Here is a 16,486-nt window from a genome sequence, read left to right as displayed (position 1 = left end):
TGATCTTCGTCATCAACTGCAACCTGCAGCGCTTGGACGGTCCGGTACGCGGCAACTCCCGCGTCATGGACGAGTTCGAAGGCGTTTCGTGTGCTGGAACGTCATCAAGGTCGTCTGGGGGCGTCACTGGGATCCGCTGTTCGAGAAGGACAAGAAAGGCATCCTGCAAAAACGCATGGATGAAGCAGTCGACGGTGAGTACCAGAACTACAAGGCCAACGGCGGTTCGTACACCCGTGAGCACTTCTTCGGTAAGTACCCCGAAACCGAAGCGATGGTCAATGACCTGTCTGATGAAGACATCTGGAAGCTCAACCGCGGTGGTCACGACCCGTTCAAGGTCTACGCGGCCTACCATGAAGCGGTCAACCAGACCAACGGTAAGCCCACGGTCATCCTGGCGCACACCGTTAAAGGCTACGGCATGGGCAGCGGCGATGGCGAAGCCGCCAACGAAGCCCACCAGGTCAAGAGCATGGAGTACGAAGCGCTGCGCAAATTCCGCGACCGCTTTGGTATTCCGATCACCGACGAACAGCTCAAAGACGTGCCCTACTACAAGCCGGAAGAAGACTCTCCCGAGCTTAAGTACATGCACCTGCAGCGGGAACGCTTGAACGGCTACCTGCCGGCCCGCCGCAGTGACTTTGAGGCGCTGGAGATCCCCAGCCTGGACGACAAAACCTTTGCCTCGCAAATGGTGGTTCCAAAGGGCGCGAAGTCTCGACCACTATGGCATTCGTGCGCGTCCTGAACGGTCTGGTCAAGGATAAGAAGCTCGGCAAACATGTCGTACCGATTATTCCTGACGAAGCGCGTACCTTCGGCATGGAAGGCATGTTCCGTCAGCTCGGCATCTACACCTCGGAAGGTCAGAAATATGAGCCGGTCGATAAAGGCCAGATCATGTTCTACCGCGAGGATCAGAAAGGCCAGATTCTCGAAGAAGGGATTAGTGAGGCTGGCGCGATGTCGCGTGGATTGCCGCCGCGACGTCCTACAGCAACAACAACGTTACCCTGCTGCCGTTCTATCTACTACTCGATGTTCGGCTTCCAGCGCATTGGTGACTTGGCCTGGGCCGCGGTGACCTGCAAGCCCGCGGCTTTATGGTCGGCGGCACTGCTGGGCGTACCACGCTCAACGGTGAAGGTCTGCAGCACCAGGATGGTCACAGCTTGATTCAAGCCTCCACCATCCCAACTGCCGCAGCTACGACCCGACCTACGCCCACGAAGTGGCGGTCATCCTCCAGGATGGTTTGAAGCGCATGTTCTCCGACAAAGAGAACTGCTTCTACTACCTGACGGTGATGAACGAAAACTACGAGCACCCAGCAATCGACAACGTGCCCACCGACGATATCGTCAAAGGCATGTACCTGCTCAACGAAACGAAAGGCGACAAGGGCCGCGTGCAACTGATGGGCTCCGGTACCATCCTGCGCGAAGTCGAAGCCGCCGCAGAGCTGTTGGCCAACGACTGGGGCATTGGCGCGGATATCTGGAGCGTGACCAGCTTTAACGAGCTGCGTCGCGAAGCGCTGCTGTTGGAGCGTGAAGCCTTCTTGAACCCGGACGTTGAGGGCAACAAGCCCCACGTGACGAAGTGCCTGGAAGGCCGTGACGGCCCGGTGATTGCCTCCACCGACTACATGAAGCTCTACGCCGACCAGTGCGTGCCTGGGTGCCAAGCGAGTACACCGTGCTGGGTACAGACGGCTTTGGCCGTTCCGACACCCGCGAGAAGCTGCGCTACTTCTTTGAAGTAGACCGCTACTTCGTCACCGTGGCGGCGCTACGTGCGCTGGCGGACCGCGGTGAGCTTGATCGCAAGCATGTCGGCGAGGCGCTGAAGAAGTATGGCATCGACGCCAACAAGCCGAACCCGCTGACCAGCTAAACCGCTGCCCGGCGGGCAAACGCCCGCCGGCTCGATCCGATTTGGAAGGAGCGCGACCTTGAGTAGCGAAATCATCAAAGTTCCCGATATCGGTGGTGATACCGATGTCGAAATCATCGAGATTGCGGTGTCAGAAGGCGACGTCATTGAAGCGGAAGACACCCTAATCACCCTGGAATCTGACAAAGCCAGCATGGACGTCCCGGCCCCGAAAGGCGGCAAGGTGCTCAAAGTGCTGGTCAAAGAAGGCGATAGCGTCTCCGAAGGCGACGACATCGTTGAGCTGGAGGTTGAAGGCGGCACAGGCGGTGGCGAAGAGACGTCTGACAGCCAGCCCAACGACGCGCCAGCGAAAGAAGACAAACCGACGCAGGAAGAAGCCCCTGCACCGGCAGCGAAGAAAGCCAGTGGCGGGAAGCAGGCCGTTGACATCAAAGTGCCGGACTTGGGTGGTTCAGACAACGTTGAAATCATCGAAGTCGCGGTCAGCGCTGGCGATGACGTCAACGCCGAAGACACTTTGATCACCCTCGAGTCGGATAAAGCCTCGATGGATGTACCCAGCCCGCACGGTGGTAAGATCGTTGCGCTCACGGTCAAAGAAGGCGATACCGTCTCGGAAGGCGACGTGATCGGCCAGATGGAAATCGCTGGTGAAGGTGGCGACAACAGCGAAGACGCGCCGCAAGAGCAAGCCGCTGCTGAAGAGCCGGTCGTTGAAAAACCTGTCGCTGAAGCACCAGCAAAACAAGCCCCTTCTCCTGAAGGCACCCCGAGTCCGGAAGCACAAATCGCTGATGATCAGCCACGGGATAGTAAGCTGGTACATGCAGGCCCAGCAGTACGCATGCTGGCACGTGAACTAAATGTTGATCTTAGTCTTGTTAAGCCTAGTGGCCCGAAAGACCGGGTGCTGAAAGAAGATGTGCAGGCCTACGTGAAACAGGCCATTGCCAGCCAAGGTAAAGCACAAACAGCGGCTGCCCCAGCAGCGAGTGGTGGTGCTGGCATTCCCGCGATACCAGAAGTCGACTTCAGCCAGTTTGGCGACGTGGAAGAGAAGCCGATGGGTCGCCTGCTTAAAATGGGTGCGACCAATCTGCACCGCAGCTGGCTCAATGTGCCTCACGTGACGCAGTTCGACGAGGCCGACATTACCGAGCTTGAAAGCTTCCGTAAAGCCATGAAGGCTGAAGCCGAAGCCCAAGGCGCCAAGCTGACACCGTTGCCGTTTATGGTTAAAGCCTGTGCCTTTGCACTGCGTAAATTCCCCCAGTTCAACGTTAGCCTGAAAGGCGACGGCGAAACGCTGGTATGGAAAAACTACGTGCATATCGGAATTGCCGTGGATACACCTGATGGTCTGATGGTGCCAGTAGTGCGCAACGCCGATAAAAAATCCTTGATTGAGATTGCCAAGGAGATGGCGGAGCTCGGCAAGAAAGCGCAAACCAAGAAGCTTAAGCGTGATGAGATGACCGGTGGCTGCTTCACCATTTCGAGCCTTGGCTCGATTGGTGGAACCGCGTTCACACCGATCGTTAATGCGCCGGAAGTGGCGATCCTGGGGGTGTCGAAAGCGCAGATGAAGCCGGTATGGGATGGCAGTGCCTTCCAGCCGCGCTTAATGATGCCGCTATCGCTCTCTTACGATCACCGGGCGATTAACGGTGCGGATGCCGCCCGCTTTACGGCCTTCCTGGCCGATGTGCTGACGGATATTCGCCGATTACTGCTGTAATCGTTTCACAGTAAGCCACAAGCGGCGCCCAATAGGGCGCCGCTTGTTTGAGACATCAGTTTGGAGCATTGAAACCTATTGTTCGCGAAACCCCAGGGTTACCGAAAATCGATGGTTATCGAAAACCTAGGGCTAGCGAATCACGCCCTAACAGATTTACCGCCTAGAATAGTCATCAAATCGTCGTTTTCTGGCTCTTGAGACGACAGTACCAGCAAAGACTCTAAGCTATTAAGGTGAGTGTATATCGCCTGCTTAGCCGCCTGTGCATCACCACTCGCCAAGTGCCCAAGCAAGTTCGCATGATCGCCTTCCAAGTAGCAAGAAGACAAGCCCGGACGCTTATAGAGAGCGATGACAATTGACGTTCTCAAGACGAGATCGGTCAACATCGCGCCCAAAATACGATTAGGGGCATGCTGGGCAAGGAGATGATGAATATTGAGGGAATGCTCAATGCGTGACGGTTCGTCACTGTTTTCAAACGCCTGCTTTTCAAGGGCGACCTGCTTCTCTAACGCCTTGTAAGTCGCCACATCCAGCTTACCCGCCAACAGTGAGACAATCTCACCTTCCACTAACCTACGCGCAGAAAACGTCTCTCGCGTTTCGTCAATCGAAGGTGCTCTGACGCGGGCGACCTGATTCGGTCGTTGGTCGATAACATGTTCAGCATCAAGCCGTGTTAACGCTTTACGCACCACTGAACGGCTGACGCCAAATACATCGCCTATGGTGACTTCAGGCAGTTTTGTATTTGGTGCCAGTCGCTGCATCAGTACCGCAGACCGGATGTGTTCAACAATATCTTGATCGCTAACGCGACCTTCTTTCGTTTTGGTAAAACCTTTCTTGTGCCAGCCGAGGGTCATGGCCTAACTCTCTAATGAACCTCGACGAAACTTATCATGTTTACCCCTCGGACAACCACTCAGAACCACACAAAACAATGCCTTAACGGGTAATTGGATAGTTAAGCGGGAACAACGACAACCTTACGACGGGTTGGGTAGAATAAGAATCGCTCGGAAATCGTTAACATTGGTTCGGGTTGGCCCTGTTACCACGAGGTCATCTAAAGCATCAAAGAAACTGTACGCATCGTTACGGGCAAGGTAATCCTGGGCAGAAAGCGTTAATGCCTTAGCCCGCTGCCAGCACTCAGGCCCAATTAACGCGCCTGCATTATCTTCAGAGCCATCGATTCCATCGGTATCAATGGCAATCGCATAAATGCCATCACATCCTTTTAGCGTATCAAAAAGCCCCAGCAGGTACTCAACGTTACGCCCTCCTCGACCATTACCGCGCACGGTAACGCTCGTTTCGCCGCCTGACAGTACCAGCAGCGGACGAGTAATTTCAGCCTGCAACTTGCACACCATACGCCCCTGGGCAATGCCTAAATCTCTTGCTTCCCCTTCAAGGTCATCACCTAACACTCTTACCTCTAAACCACTCTCTTCGGCACTGAGTTGAGCGGCCTTCAGTGCGTCCCGCGCACGGGCTAGGATAGTCGATTTATCCCGTGCAAATCCTTGATTCCAGGTCTGAGGCGCACGATGATCGGCCATTAAATGGCGTTTCACGTGCTCAGGCACCTCAAGCTCATGGCGGGTTAATATTGCCAACGCATCTAACGACGTTGTGTTATCAGGCAGTGTCGGGCCTGAGGCAATTAATGAAGGCACGTCACCAGGAACATCCGAAATAAGTAACGTCACCACTTGCGCGGGGTGCGCAGCAGTGGCCAACCGCCCGCCTTTAATCGCCGATAAGTGGCGCCTTACGGTGTTGATTTCACGGATCGGTGCACCACACCGAAGCAGCGCCTTATTAAGAGCCTGTTTGTCTTCTAACGAAATACCATCCGCCGGCAGGGTCATTAACGCAGAGCCGCCTCCTGAGATAAGTGCGATCACTTGATCGTCTTCACCCAGGTTTTTCACTTCATCAAGCATGCGCTTAGCGGCTTGCTCACCCAGCGCATCAGGCATTGGATGAGAGGCTTCCAGTACATCGATATAGCGACAGGTTGCACCATGCTGATAACGGGTCACTACTACGCCCGTTAAGTCGACCTCTTCGCCTGACTCACGAGCGCGTTTTTCCCACGCCAACTCTAATGCGCGCGCCATGGCGGCGCCAGCCTTACCCGCGCCCACGACGACAGTTCGGCCTGGCGGTTTTTCAGGCAACTGAGCAGTTAATAAGCTATCGGGATGTACGGCAGCAATGGCCGTTTCGGCCAGTTGATTCAGCCACTGGCGGGTTGCCTCTTCACTGGTAAAAGGCGCCAAGCGAACAAGGGAATTCATCAAAAGACTCCTCGGGCAGGGATCAGGAAAAGGGCTCAGAAAGGAGCTTAGAAAAGAACATAAACAAAGAGCTTGGAAAGCTTAGTAAAAGAACTTAAAACTCAGTAAAAAGAACTTAATGGCAGGCCAACAGACGTTGGCCTGCCTGACAAAGGCGCGTTATTGGCCAACCTCATGGTCTGCCAACTTTTCTAAAGCGCGCACAATACCTGCGTGATCCCAATCTTCGCCCCCGTTGGCGGCACACGCTTGGAACAACTGCTGTGCATTGGCGGTGCCTGGCAATGACAGGTTTAACGTTTTGGCACCTTCTAACGCTAAGTTGAGATCTTTCTGGTGCAGACGAACGCGGAACCCAGGCTCAAAGGTGCGCTTGATCATGCGCTCGCCATGAACATCGAGTATTTTCGATTGAGCTAAACCGCCCATTAATGATTCACGCACTTTAGCAACATCAGCACCTGCTTTAGAGGCAAACAGCAACCCTTCTGCTACTGCTTCAATGGTCAGTGCTACCACAATCTGGTTAGCCACTTTGCACGTCTGACCTGCCCCGTGGCCGCCAATGTGGGTAATCGTCTTCCCAACAACGTCCAGGTATGGCTTGGCTCGCTCAACCCCTTCCGTTGTTGCACCCACCATAATGGTAAGCGCGGCGTTAATCGCACCACCTTCACCACCAGAAACCGGCGCATCGACAAATTCCCCGCCTGCATCGGTAATCCGCTTGGCAAATGCCTGAGTCTGCATCGGGGCAATGGAGCTCATATCAATCACCAGAGTGCCGGGCTTCAGGCCTTCAATCACGCCTTCCTCACCAAATAATACGCTTTCGACATCGGGCGTGTCGGGCACCATGGTGATAATGACGTCAGACGCTTCAGCAACCGCTTTGGGTGAAGCGACTTCACTCATGCCTTTTTCGGCAAGCGCAGCATCCAATGTGCCGCGTTTAACGGTCACCAACGAGTGACCAGCGTCGAGCAGGTGGCCCGCCATAGGACGACCCATAATGCCTAAACCAATAAAACCGATCTTACTCATAATTGTTCTCCATTCGCGTCTTTCAGAAACCAACCTATTGTTTCCAAATGATTTAGATTTCTTGAATTATCGACTATCTACTCACTTGCCTGCTTTAAGTCACACAGGGTTAACGCGCCTTATCTAACCAACCCAAACCTTCGACTGTCGTGGTCTTGGGCTTGTACTCGCAGCCAATCCAGCCGTCATAGCCAAGCTGCTGTAGGTGGCTAAATAAGAAGGGATAATTGATCTCACCTGTTCCTGGCTCATGGCGCCCTGGGTTATCCGCCAGCTGCACGTGAGCGACACGCGCGAAATGCTTTTCAATAGTGGGCGCAAGATCGCCCTCCATGATTTGCATGTGATAGATGTCGTACTGCAGCTTTAAATTATCACTGCCGACTTCGTCAAAAAGTGCCAACGCCTGTTCGGTGCGATTAAGGAAAAAGCCTGGGATGTCACGGGTGTTGATAGGTTCTGCAAGCAGCAAAATGCCGGCTGCTTTGAGTTTTTCGGCAGCGTAGCGAAGGTTTTCGACCAAGGTACGGTGAGCCTCAGCATCACTAACGCCCTCAGGCTTAATACCCGCAAGACAGTTCACCTGCTTGCACTCAAGCGCAGTGGCATAGTCGATCGCTTTATCCACACCGGCGCGAAACTCTTCTACCCGGTCGGGATGACAAGCAATGCCTCGCTCGCCGGCTCCCCAATCTCCCGCAGGTAAGTTGTGCAGCACTTGGGTTAGGCCATTCGCATCCAAGCGCTGCTTGATGTCAGCTGCCGCATAGTCATAGGGAAAAAGGTACTCAACCCCTTTAAAGCCCGCCTTTGCGGCGGCCTCAAAGCGATCAAGAAAATCGACTTCAGTGAACAGCATACTGAGATTCGCGGCAAACTTAGCCATAGTGTTCTCCTAACGTTTTAGCGTCTTAATAACGACTTCAGCGACTTGCCTGGAAGCACCTTGGTGCGTTACGTCAGGCTGGCAATAGAGCTCGGTGCATCGGTAAGGTTTTCAGCTAACGCTTCGAACTCATTAACCCCATCAAGGTCAGTGCCCATCGAGATATTGGTAACGCGCTCTAGAATAATTTCCACCACGACCGGCACGCGGTATTGGCGCATTAGCTCACGCGCTTTCTCTAACGCAGGCGCAATCTCATCGGGTGTAGTGACACGTAGCGCTTTACAGCCAAGGCCTTCAGCAACCGACACGTGATCTACGCCATACTCAGCGAGCGCCGCTTCTTCGTCGGTATAGTTGATGTTCTTGAACGAGAGCTGGACACAGTAATCCATGTCGAAGCCACGCTGGGCCTGACGAATCAAACCGAGGTAGGAGTTGTTCACCAGCACGTGGATATACGGCAAGTTAAACTGTGCCCCAACCGCTAGCTCCTCTACCATAAACTGGAAGTCGTAATCGCCAGACAGCGCAACCACTTCGGCATCAGGGTCGGCACGGCAAACACCCAGTGCCGCAGGCACTGTCCAGCCTAGCGGCCCAGCTTGGCCACAGTTAATCCAGTGCCGGGGCTTGTACACATGCAGGAACTGAGCGCCGGCAATCTGAGACAAACCGATGGTGCTGATATAGCGTGCATTCTTACCAAAAACTTTGTTCATCTCTTCGTAAACACGCTGGGGTTTCACCGGCACGTTATCGAAGTGAGTTTTGCGCAGTAGTGTGCGTTTACGTTCCTGACACTCTTGTGCCCAGGCACTACGATTTTTCAGCTGTCCGCTGGCCTTCATTTCACGAGCGACGTCGATAAACAGGTCTAGGGCAAGCTTTGCATCAGAAACGATGCCGTAGTCAGGCCCGAAAATACGACCTATTTGCGTTGGCTCAATATCAACGTGAACAAATTTTCTATCTTTTGTATACGTTTCTACATTACCAGTGTGTCGGTTGGCCCAACGATTACCAATTCCCATGACAAAGTCAGAGGCCAGCATGGTCGCATTACCGTATCGATGCGACGTTTGGAGCCCTACCATGCCTGCCATTAACGGGTGGTCATCCGGGATCGTTCCCCACCCCATCAGCGTCGGGATGACTGGCACACCGGTTAGCTCGGCAAATTCAACTAATTGCTCGGCAGCATCGGCGTTGATGATGCCACCACCGGCAACGATCAGCGGCTTATCGGCTTCGTTAAGCATCGTCAGTGCTTTTTCAATTTGGGCACGTGATGCTGAGGGTTTATAAGCCGGAAGTGATTCGTAGGTGTCCGGATCGAACTCGATTTCGCTCATCTGTACATCGATGGGCAGGTCGATCAGTACCGGTCCAGGGCGACTAGAACGCATGATCTGGAAGGCTTTCTGGAAAGCACGCGGCACCTGAGCAGGCTCCATCACCGTCACGGACCATTTGGTCACTGGGCCAGCAATCGTCTGAATGTCGACGGCCTGGAAGTCTTCTTTATGCATCTTGGCGCGGGGAGCTTGGCCAGTGATACATAGAATCGGAATTGAATCAGCACTGGCAGAATACAACCCCGTAATCATATCCGTGCCCGCGGGGCCAGAGGTACCGATGCACACACCAATGTTGCCAGCAGTTGTACGGGTATACCCTTCCGCCATGTGTGAAGCACCTTCCACGTGGCGTGCTAGCACATGGTCCACCCCACCCACTTTACGCATCGCAGCGTAGAAAGGGTTGATCGCAGCACCTGGAACACCAAAGGCAACATCAACACCTTCTTTTTTCAGGACGTGAATGGCGGCTTCTGCAGCTGTCATTTTGGCCATCACAACTTCTCCTCGAAGATTGAATACATTTAGTATTCATTTTTGTATTTAATTTTGTATACGAGACAATATTCAAAGTATGCGCCATCCAACGCACTGTCAATATTTAATGGAAAATATTTCCATTAAAATCAGAAGACGCAATAAAAAACATTTAAAATCAGATATTTGAAAGCCACTATATTGCGTATAAATACGTATAAGGGAGCACAAGCGTTGCTAACGAAACGCTCTCGGTATTGGTAAAAACAGGCATGCCAATCGGACCGGTGCTTTTGCATCCAGTCCATACAGTGGTAAACATTTTGTAGATTTAACCCCGCATGCAGAGTGCTATTGCCGCCTGCAACGCCTAACCATCGCGTTTCGCAAGGGCTTGGTCGTGTCCTAGCATGTCGGAGATTGTTCTCGCGGCCTCTTGCACCAGCGCTTGCAGCTTGGTTCGCTCATCCTCGGCAAATTCATGCACAGGCACCATAATACTAACGACCCCCTCCACTACCCCATCATGGTTGTAGAGCGGGTAGGCGATCGATGAAATACCAAAGTGATAGTAAGAATCTGCAATGACATAACCACGCTGACGGTCTTCCTGAACTAAGTCCCACAGAACATCACGCCGGATGGGTGCACCGAGTTCTTTATTAAGCAGTTGATCATCAGGGTAGAGCGATTCAAATTCCTCTTTTGAGAGGTCTGTCAGAAGCAGCCGCCCTAATGAAGTGCAGTGCAGTGGAATTCTTGTTCCTACGCTAACGCGACGAATCGTGGCGTTAGTGGCACCCACACGGGCCACATAAACTGCATCCCTTCCATCCCTAACGGCAATGTGACTTGAGCAGCCAGTCTGCTCGCATAGCGACTCAATAACCGGATGGCCTACCTGTACAACATCTAATGAGGCCACATATTCAAAGCCCAGCTTCAGCACGTTAACACCCAGCGAGTACAATCCGGTTACCGGGTGATGACGAAGAAACCCCATATGTTCCAAGGTCTGTACTGCACGATACGAAGTCGACTGGGGATAGCCAACGCGTTTAACGATCTCGGCAAAACTCATCTCACGATGATGACGATTGAGTTCCATTAAAATCGTCAGCCCTCGTTCAAGCGCGGGAATTAAATGCTTTTTTTCCTTATCACTCATGGCGGGGTAACTCACTTCGTTATTTGTATTATCGAGATAACGTAAAACCCCCAACGCCTGCGCAAATCTATCATTGGCCGATTGCCATTACGGCTATAAAGCAACCTTGGGCATTCGTTGAGGAACTCCGTTGATACAGCAGCTAGCGGTGCTAGCTGCTGACGTCACAACGAACGAGCTGGCTACTCAGACCACGCTTGAATTAATGCGCGCTCTTCATCGCTCATATTGGTCATGTTGCCAAGGGGCATGTAACCACTGGCCACCACCTGCTGAATGCTCTCTTTGTGATGCAAAATTTGATCAAGATTGTCGTAAGCAAAGCCAGCAGGGGGTGCAGAGAAACCAGGCTGGGAAGGCGACTGGGCATGGCACGCGACACAGCGCTGTTCAATAACCATTTGCACATCGGCAATATCCGGCCCACTTTCTGTATTGGAATTAATCTGCTGGCTACTCGGCATCCCTATCCAGAACGCCACCATAATCAAGAGAACGCCTACTGCAGGATAACCAGGCTGTATTTTCCCAGCGTGCATCAACACGAAGTACTGACGAATTAACGCACCCGCAAAAATCAACAGCGCCATGATTACCCACGCATGGGCATGAGAGTAGGCGAAAGAGTAGTGATTACTGATCATTAATAAGACAACGGGTAACGTAAAGTACGTATTGTGTACCGAACGTTGCTTACCACGTTTGCCGTCTAACGGATTTGGTGTTTCGCCTGCTTTCATCGCTTTAACAATGCGGCGTTGCCCAGGAATGATCCAAAAGAACACGTTGGCAGACATCGCCGTGGCCATAACAGCCCCGGTCAATAAAAATGCGGCACGGCCTGAGAACATTTGAGTGCTCAGGTACGCCACCACCACCATCATGATCGCAACACCAATACTTAATAGGCCATCGCGCTCCATGTTGGGGCTGATGCGCTTACACATTTCGTTGTAAACCACCCAACCCAATAACAAAAAGGTCAGCGCCAAAACATTGGCCTGCCAGCCCGTCATATTGGCAGGCCACTCCCAGTTACTGTTCGGATTGACCAGATAGAAGCCGGGATTGACCATGTACAAAATAATGAATAAGGCGAAACCTGATAACCAGGTGGTATAAGCCTTCCAGAAGGACCAGTGGAGGTCATCAGGCAGCTTTTCCGGACTGGTGGCATATTTCTGATTGTGATAGAAGCCGCCACCGTGCACGGCCCACATCTCACCAAACACGCCTTTTTTGCGGCAGTTTTCATCTTTAGGGGATTTTAAGCCGTTATCTAGCATGACAAAGTAGATAGACTCACCAATCCAGGCAATCGCGGCAATAACGTGTAGCCAGCGAAGCATAAAATTAGAAAAATCAATTAAGTAGGACAGCATGTCGGCTTCCTCGCCTCATTTGTTTGTTGTTAGTCGGCAGCATTAGATTTTTTATCAGGGCTATTTTTATCAGGACTATTTTTCAAGTCTCTTTAACTGCCGCGATACGTCGAGTAAGCATAGGGCGATAGCAGTAATGGCACGTGATAGTGCTGTGTGGCGTCATTAACCCCGAAGCGAAGCGGTATCACGTTTAAGAATGCTGGCTCCTTAACCCGGTCACCCCGGCTTGCGAAGTAAGCCCCTGCATGAAATTCCAACTCGTACTCCCCTTCTTGTAACTCAGCGCCGTCTAATATGGGGCGGTCACAGCGGCCATCATCATTGGTGGTTACCGTTTTGAGAAATCTGCGTTCGCCATTAACCACGCAATACAGATCAATTTTGATCCCCTTGCCTGGGCAGCCTTGCGCAGTATCTAGAACATGAGTCGTCACGTAACCCATCGGTTTCTCCTATACTTTTTAATGTAATTACTACTGTTGCTGCGCCCCTGCCATATGTCACAGCTATCAGAAAGCAGCTCACAAATGGGTAACACTCGACGCAGCCCAAACCCTCATGACTACATTTTTATATAAAAAATCGACACATTTCAAAGAATTTTTGTATACATTTTTATTGGGCATCGCTGCTCACTCCATCTAACGCCCCGATTTGGACGCCGCGTCAGCTGGCTATATTTTCTTTTCTGGGCGACAACCAACCATAAAAATACGCTCGCCTAACAGGCAGATCGGCAGAAAATAAAAATTAAATCAATGACTTAAATTCAAAAAAACAATCAAAAGGCCTGATGCAGCTTAGTTTTTATCCACGCTACTTGTCGTTTTGAAAGACGGTATTAGCCAAAGTGATAAGCATAAATAGGGCAAAATGATTTATTTTCAGCAGATTTTTTGTGTACAGTACCAACCTCAATAATGAACAATAATTTCAAATCATTGAATACAACAACAATGGAGAGTCCCTTATGAGTGACGCAATTGCCTCGTCGGAAGAGCGAGCGCGAATAGATGGAAAGAGCACCTCCCTCTTTGATTTTTATGGAAAACCTAAATTCCTAAAGGTGCTGCCGCTTTCTCTTCAGCACCTACTGGCCATGATTGCTGGCGTGATAACACCACCTATTATCGTTGCCGGAGTCGTTGGCGCGAGCGTCGAAGAAAAGCTCCTGCTTATCCAGATAGCGGTACTGGCATCAGGTGTCTGTACCGTGTTCCATCTATACGGTGTGTGGAAATTCGGTGCGCGCTTACCTGCTATCTTTGGTGTCGGCTTTGCCTACGTACCGACACTTGTGGCGGTTGGCGCTCAGTATGGGATTGAAGGAATACTCGGCGCCCAGTTGATTGGCGGTATGACCATGGTCGTGGTGGGCTACTTCATCCAATATATACGCCACCTGTTCCCCCCTGTCGTGGCAGGAACAGTGGTATTGGTAATCGGTCTATCGCTATATGACATCGCTATTCGCTATATGGCGGGCAGTGGAAACGTTAATGCTGCCAATTTTGGTGACCCCATTAATTGGATCGTCGCTGTCGTCACGTTACTCACTGTTTTAATTGCGGCTCAATTTGGTAAAGGGGTGATTAAGCTCTCAGCCATTATTGTGGGCATTGTGGTGGGCTATTTACTTTCCCTATCGCTGGGTTTGGTTAGTTTCGACAACGTAGCCAATGCATCCTGGGTAGCCGTTCCCAAAGTAATGCCATTTGAAATGGAGTTTCACGCAGCAGCCATCGCTTCTATGGTCGTCATTTGTATTATCAACTCTGTTCAGACCATTGGTGATTTATCTGCCACGACCGTTGGCGGCATGAACCGTGAGCTAAAAACAAAAGAGCTTACCGGCGGCCTACTCGGCAATGGTTTAACCACTACCGTCAGCTCTTTCTTCGGCGCCCTGCCCACCTCTACGTTCAGCCAGAATGTTGGCATCGTAGCCATGACCAAGGTAATTAGCCGATACGTACTGGCGCTGGCAGGGATTTTTATGATTCTGGCGGGTCTCAGTCCGAAATTCGGCGCAATGATCACGACGATTCCTTACCCCGTTCTAGGTGGTGCAACAATTACCGTGTTTGGCATGATTACCATGACCGGCATCCAGTTGCTGGTTAAAGATGAGATGTCTGCGCGCAATATGACCATCGTCGGCCTTTCCCTAGCACTAAGCTTAGGCATCGCTGCAGAGCCATCAGCTATCGAACAGTTTCCTGCGGTATTAAGAGATTTGATTGGTGGTGCCCCCATCGTTGTGGCCGCTATTACGGCTTTCACGCTGAATATCGTCCTACCCAAAAAATCTCTTTCAGATGAGGCTAAAGAAAGAGAAAAGATTGCTAACGAAGATAAAGACACTAAGGAAGAAGCCAACAACCAGGGTGATAATCTTAGTCAACGCAGCGTTCATGCCGAATAATGATGTGTTAATTAGCAACAAGATCATCATTTAAAAGCCTTTATTTAAAACATATACGACGCTTTAGAACTGCCGCTAGCCCGGCAGTTCTATTTCTCTATGCAGAACATAATAATGAGACTAATGGAGTGACACATGCATCGCTTAAACAATCTGACAATGAGAATGAGCTGGTCACTCGTTTTATTCTCTTTTCTGACATTACTGCTACTGCTGAGTGGCACCGGCCTCTACGCGGTCAATCATAGCCAGGAAAGCATCGAGCAATTCACCAACGTCAATGTCAATCAACAATCAACACTTAACAGAACCAATTCGTCGATACAAAATGTACGTTTACAAATGGGCCGTCTGTACGAAGAGCTGCTAGAGGCATCCCCTTCTCTTACTGCCGTTGAAAGACGCCAACGAGCTGATGAAATGCGTAGTCTGCTTGAAAACGCAGACAATGTGTTCGCTGAATTCCTTTCTTTATCATTCAACCCTTCTCATGAGCATTTCATTCGTGAAATAGATAGTAGCTTCAATAACATGATGGGTAACCAACTACTTCCTCAACTTGACTCGCTTTACCAAGGGGACACTGCTGGCTACCAACGCCTGCGCAATGGTACCCATGATGCCTATGACACTTTTTATCAAGATGCCGTTAATTTTTTTCATACGGTAGAAGACGAAGGTAATAAGCGTTTGGATAACTTCTCTTCAGTGGTCAACTTAGCTAATTCAACTATTGTTACTGTATTCATCATCGCGTTAATCATCACTGCCATTGTCTACTGGGGCGTAAGCGTCAACTTAATTCGCCCAATGCAACGCATCAACGAGCACTTTCAACATATTGCTAAAGGCGATCTTTCTAGAGGAATTGAAGTGCATGGCCGAAATGAAATCGGCATTCTCTTCAACTCGCTACGCAACATGCAAAAAGATCTGCTGGAGACAGTCGCAACCGTGCGTCATAGCAGTGAAGAGGTCTTTGCAGGTGCACGGGAAATTGCGTTAGGCAACCAAGATCTCGCCTCGCGAACCGAACGTCAATCCGCGTCATTAACACAAACCGCCTCAAGCATTGAAGAAATGACGGCCACCATGGAACGCAACAGTGACAACGCAGCGCAGGCTAGCCACGTTGCTCAAGAGGCCGCGCGCAATGCACAACAAGGTGGTGATGTCGTGACTCATGTGGTTAGTAAAATGCATGAGATACGTCATAGCTCGCAACAGATTACTGACATAATTGGCCTAATTGACTCAATCGCTTTTCAGACCAATATTTTAGCGCTTAACGCGTCAGTTGAAGCCGCCCGGGCGGGTGAACATGGACGTGGATTTGCAGTGGTAGCGAGGGAAGTTCGCCTGCTTGCGACACGCAGCGCTAATGCCGCTGCGGATATCCGTCAATTGATTGCAACGTCAGTAAGTCAGATAGAAGCAGGCACTCAACAAGCTGACTTAGCCAGTGAGTCAATGGTCGCCATTATGGAATCTGTTAAACGTGTCACCACCTTAATGGATGAGATCGCGGTGGCTAGCGAGGAGCAACGCATCGGCATCAACGAAGTTAATAGTGCCGTTGGCGAAATGGAGCAGACGACTCAGCAGAATGCTGCCATGGTGGAGCAAGCCAGCACCTCTGCGACTCAGTTAGAACATGAGGCTGAACGGTTAACCGAGGTGGTACTTAGGTTTAAACTCAACTCCGGCGATGAAAACACCCAATCAAGTGTTCGGCTAGCTGCGTTAACTAACTAAGCCACACCTTGCACATAGAGCCAA

14 protein-coding genes and 1 pseudogene are annotated in these 16,486 nt (G+C 51.2%); 7 read left to right on the top strand and 8 right to left on the bottom strand.

The window, feature by feature from the left end:
• Positions 1-88: 88 nt before the first annotated feature.
• The 5 genes and pseudogenes from REH51_RS15985 to aceF all read left to right on the top strand — a co-directional run bounded on the left by REH51_RS15985 (position 89) and on the right by aceF (position 3,643).
• Positions 89-754 carry a hypothetical protein gene (locus REH51_RS15985; protein WP_498937775.1) on the top strand — a complete coding sequence of 222 codons (666 nt, stop codon included), beginning with the start codon at positions 89-91 and terminating at the stop codon, positions 752-754.
• Positions 733-1,276 (top strand): annotated as a pseudogene (gene aceE / locus REH51_RS15980) (pyruvate dehydrogenase (acetyl-transferring), homodimeric type); the annotation flags it as partial. The gene REH51_RS15985 and the pseudogene aceE, both read left to right, overlap by 22 nt.
• Positions 1,271-1,771: a transketolase-like TK C-terminal-containing protein gene (locus tag REH51_RS15975; RefSeq protein ID WP_498937763.1), complete on the top strand. Its 501-nt coding sequence runs from the start codon at positions 1,271-1,273 to the stop codon at positions 1,769-1,771. The pseudogene aceE and the gene REH51_RS15975, both read left to right, overlap by 6 nt.
• Positions 1,705-1,902, top strand: a complete 198-nt coding sequence (locus REH51_RS15970) for a hypothetical protein (RefSeq protein ID WP_498936306.1) — start codon at positions 1,705-1,707, stop codon at positions 1,900-1,902. Before REH51_RS15975 ends, REH51_RS15970 begins: the two co-directional genes overlap by 67 nt.
• A gap of 58 nt (positions 1,903-1,960) precedes the next feature.
• Positions 1,961-3,643, top strand: coding sequence for a dihydrolipoyllysine-residue acetyltransferase (gene aceF, locus REH51_RS15965; RefSeq protein ID WP_498936304.1), 1,683 nt, complete (start codon positions 1,961-1,963; stop codon positions 3,641-3,643).
• A 140-nt stretch (positions 3,644-3,783) separates the two neighbouring features.
• Here the strand turns inward: aceF and REH51_RS15960 are convergent, their stop codons facing one another.
• The 8 genes from REH51_RS15960 to uraH all read right to left on the bottom strand — a co-directional run bounded on the left by REH51_RS15960 (position 3,784) and on the right by uraH (position 12,725).
• Positions 3,784-4,515, bottom strand: coding sequence for a GntR family transcriptional regulator (locus REH51_RS15960; protein ID WP_009724992.1), 732 nt, complete (start codon positions 4,513-4,515; stop codon positions 3,784-3,786).
• Positions 4,516-4,638: 123 nt separating this feature from the next.
• Positions 4,639-5,961, bottom strand: a complete 1,323-nt coding sequence (locus tag REH51_RS15955; RefSeq protein ID WP_498936302.1) for a glycerate kinase type-2 family protein — start codon at positions 5,959-5,961, stop codon at positions 4,639-4,641.
• A gap of 159 nt (positions 5,962-6,120) precedes the next feature.
• The gene (locus tag REH51_RS15950) at positions 6,121-7,005 is read right to left on the bottom strand and encodes a 2-hydroxy-3-oxopropionate reductase (protein ID WP_498936300.1); all 885 of its coding nucleotides are present in this window, start codon (positions 7,003-7,005) and stop codon (positions 6,121-6,123) included.
• A 109-nt stretch (positions 7,006-7,114) separates the two neighbouring features.
• On the bottom strand, positions 7,115-7,891 hold the full coding sequence (gene hyi / locus REH51_RS15945; protein WP_009724989.1) for a hydroxypyruvate isomerase: 777 nt from the start codon (positions 7,889-7,891) through the stop codon (positions 7,115-7,117).
• A gap of 68 nt (positions 7,892-7,959) precedes the next feature.
• Positions 7,960-9,747, bottom strand: coding sequence for a glyoxylate carboligase (gcl, locus tag REH51_RS15940; RefSeq protein WP_009724988.1), 1,788 nt, complete (start codon positions 9,745-9,747; stop codon positions 7,960-7,962).
• A gap of 352 nt (positions 9,748-10,099) precedes the next feature.
• Entirely contained in the window at positions 10,100-10,897 is a 798-nt protein-coding gene (locus REH51_RS15935) for an IclR family transcriptional regulator (protein ID WP_009724987.1), read from the bottom strand.
• Between the two features lie 182 nt (positions 10,898-11,079).
• On the bottom strand, positions 11,080-12,279 hold the full coding sequence (locus tag REH51_RS15930) for a urate hydroxylase PuuD (RefSeq protein ID WP_498936298.1): 1,200 nt from the start codon (positions 12,277-12,279) through the stop codon (positions 11,080-11,082).
• A 92-nt stretch (positions 12,280-12,371) separates the two neighbouring features.
• Positions 12,372-12,725, bottom strand: a complete 354-nt coding sequence (gene uraH, locus REH51_RS15925; RefSeq protein ID WP_009724984.1) for a hydroxyisourate hydrolase — start codon at positions 12,723-12,725, stop codon at positions 12,372-12,374.
• A 527-nt stretch (positions 12,726-13,252) separates the two neighbouring features.
• Here uraH and REH51_RS15920 point away from each other — a divergent pair.
• Both REH51_RS15920 and REH51_RS15915 read left to right on the top strand, forming a co-directional pair.
• The gene (locus REH51_RS15920; protein ID WP_009724983.1) at positions 13,253-14,707 is read left to right on the top strand and encodes a uracil-xanthine permease family protein; all 1,455 of its coding nucleotides are present in this window, start codon (positions 13,253-13,255) and stop codon (positions 14,705-14,707) included.
• A gap of 135 nt (positions 14,708-14,842) precedes the next feature.
• Positions 14,843-16,462 carry a methyl-accepting chemotaxis protein gene (locus tag REH51_RS15915; protein ID WP_498936296.1) on the top strand — a complete coding sequence of 540 codons (1,620 nt, stop codon included), beginning with the start codon at positions 14,843-14,845 and terminating at the stop codon, positions 16,460-16,462.
• Positions 16,463-16,486: the final 24 nt, after the last annotated feature.

This window comes from Halomonas bluephagenesis, from assembly GCF_054790765.1.
This window is presented reverse-complemented; position numbering and strand designations above follow the sequence as displayed.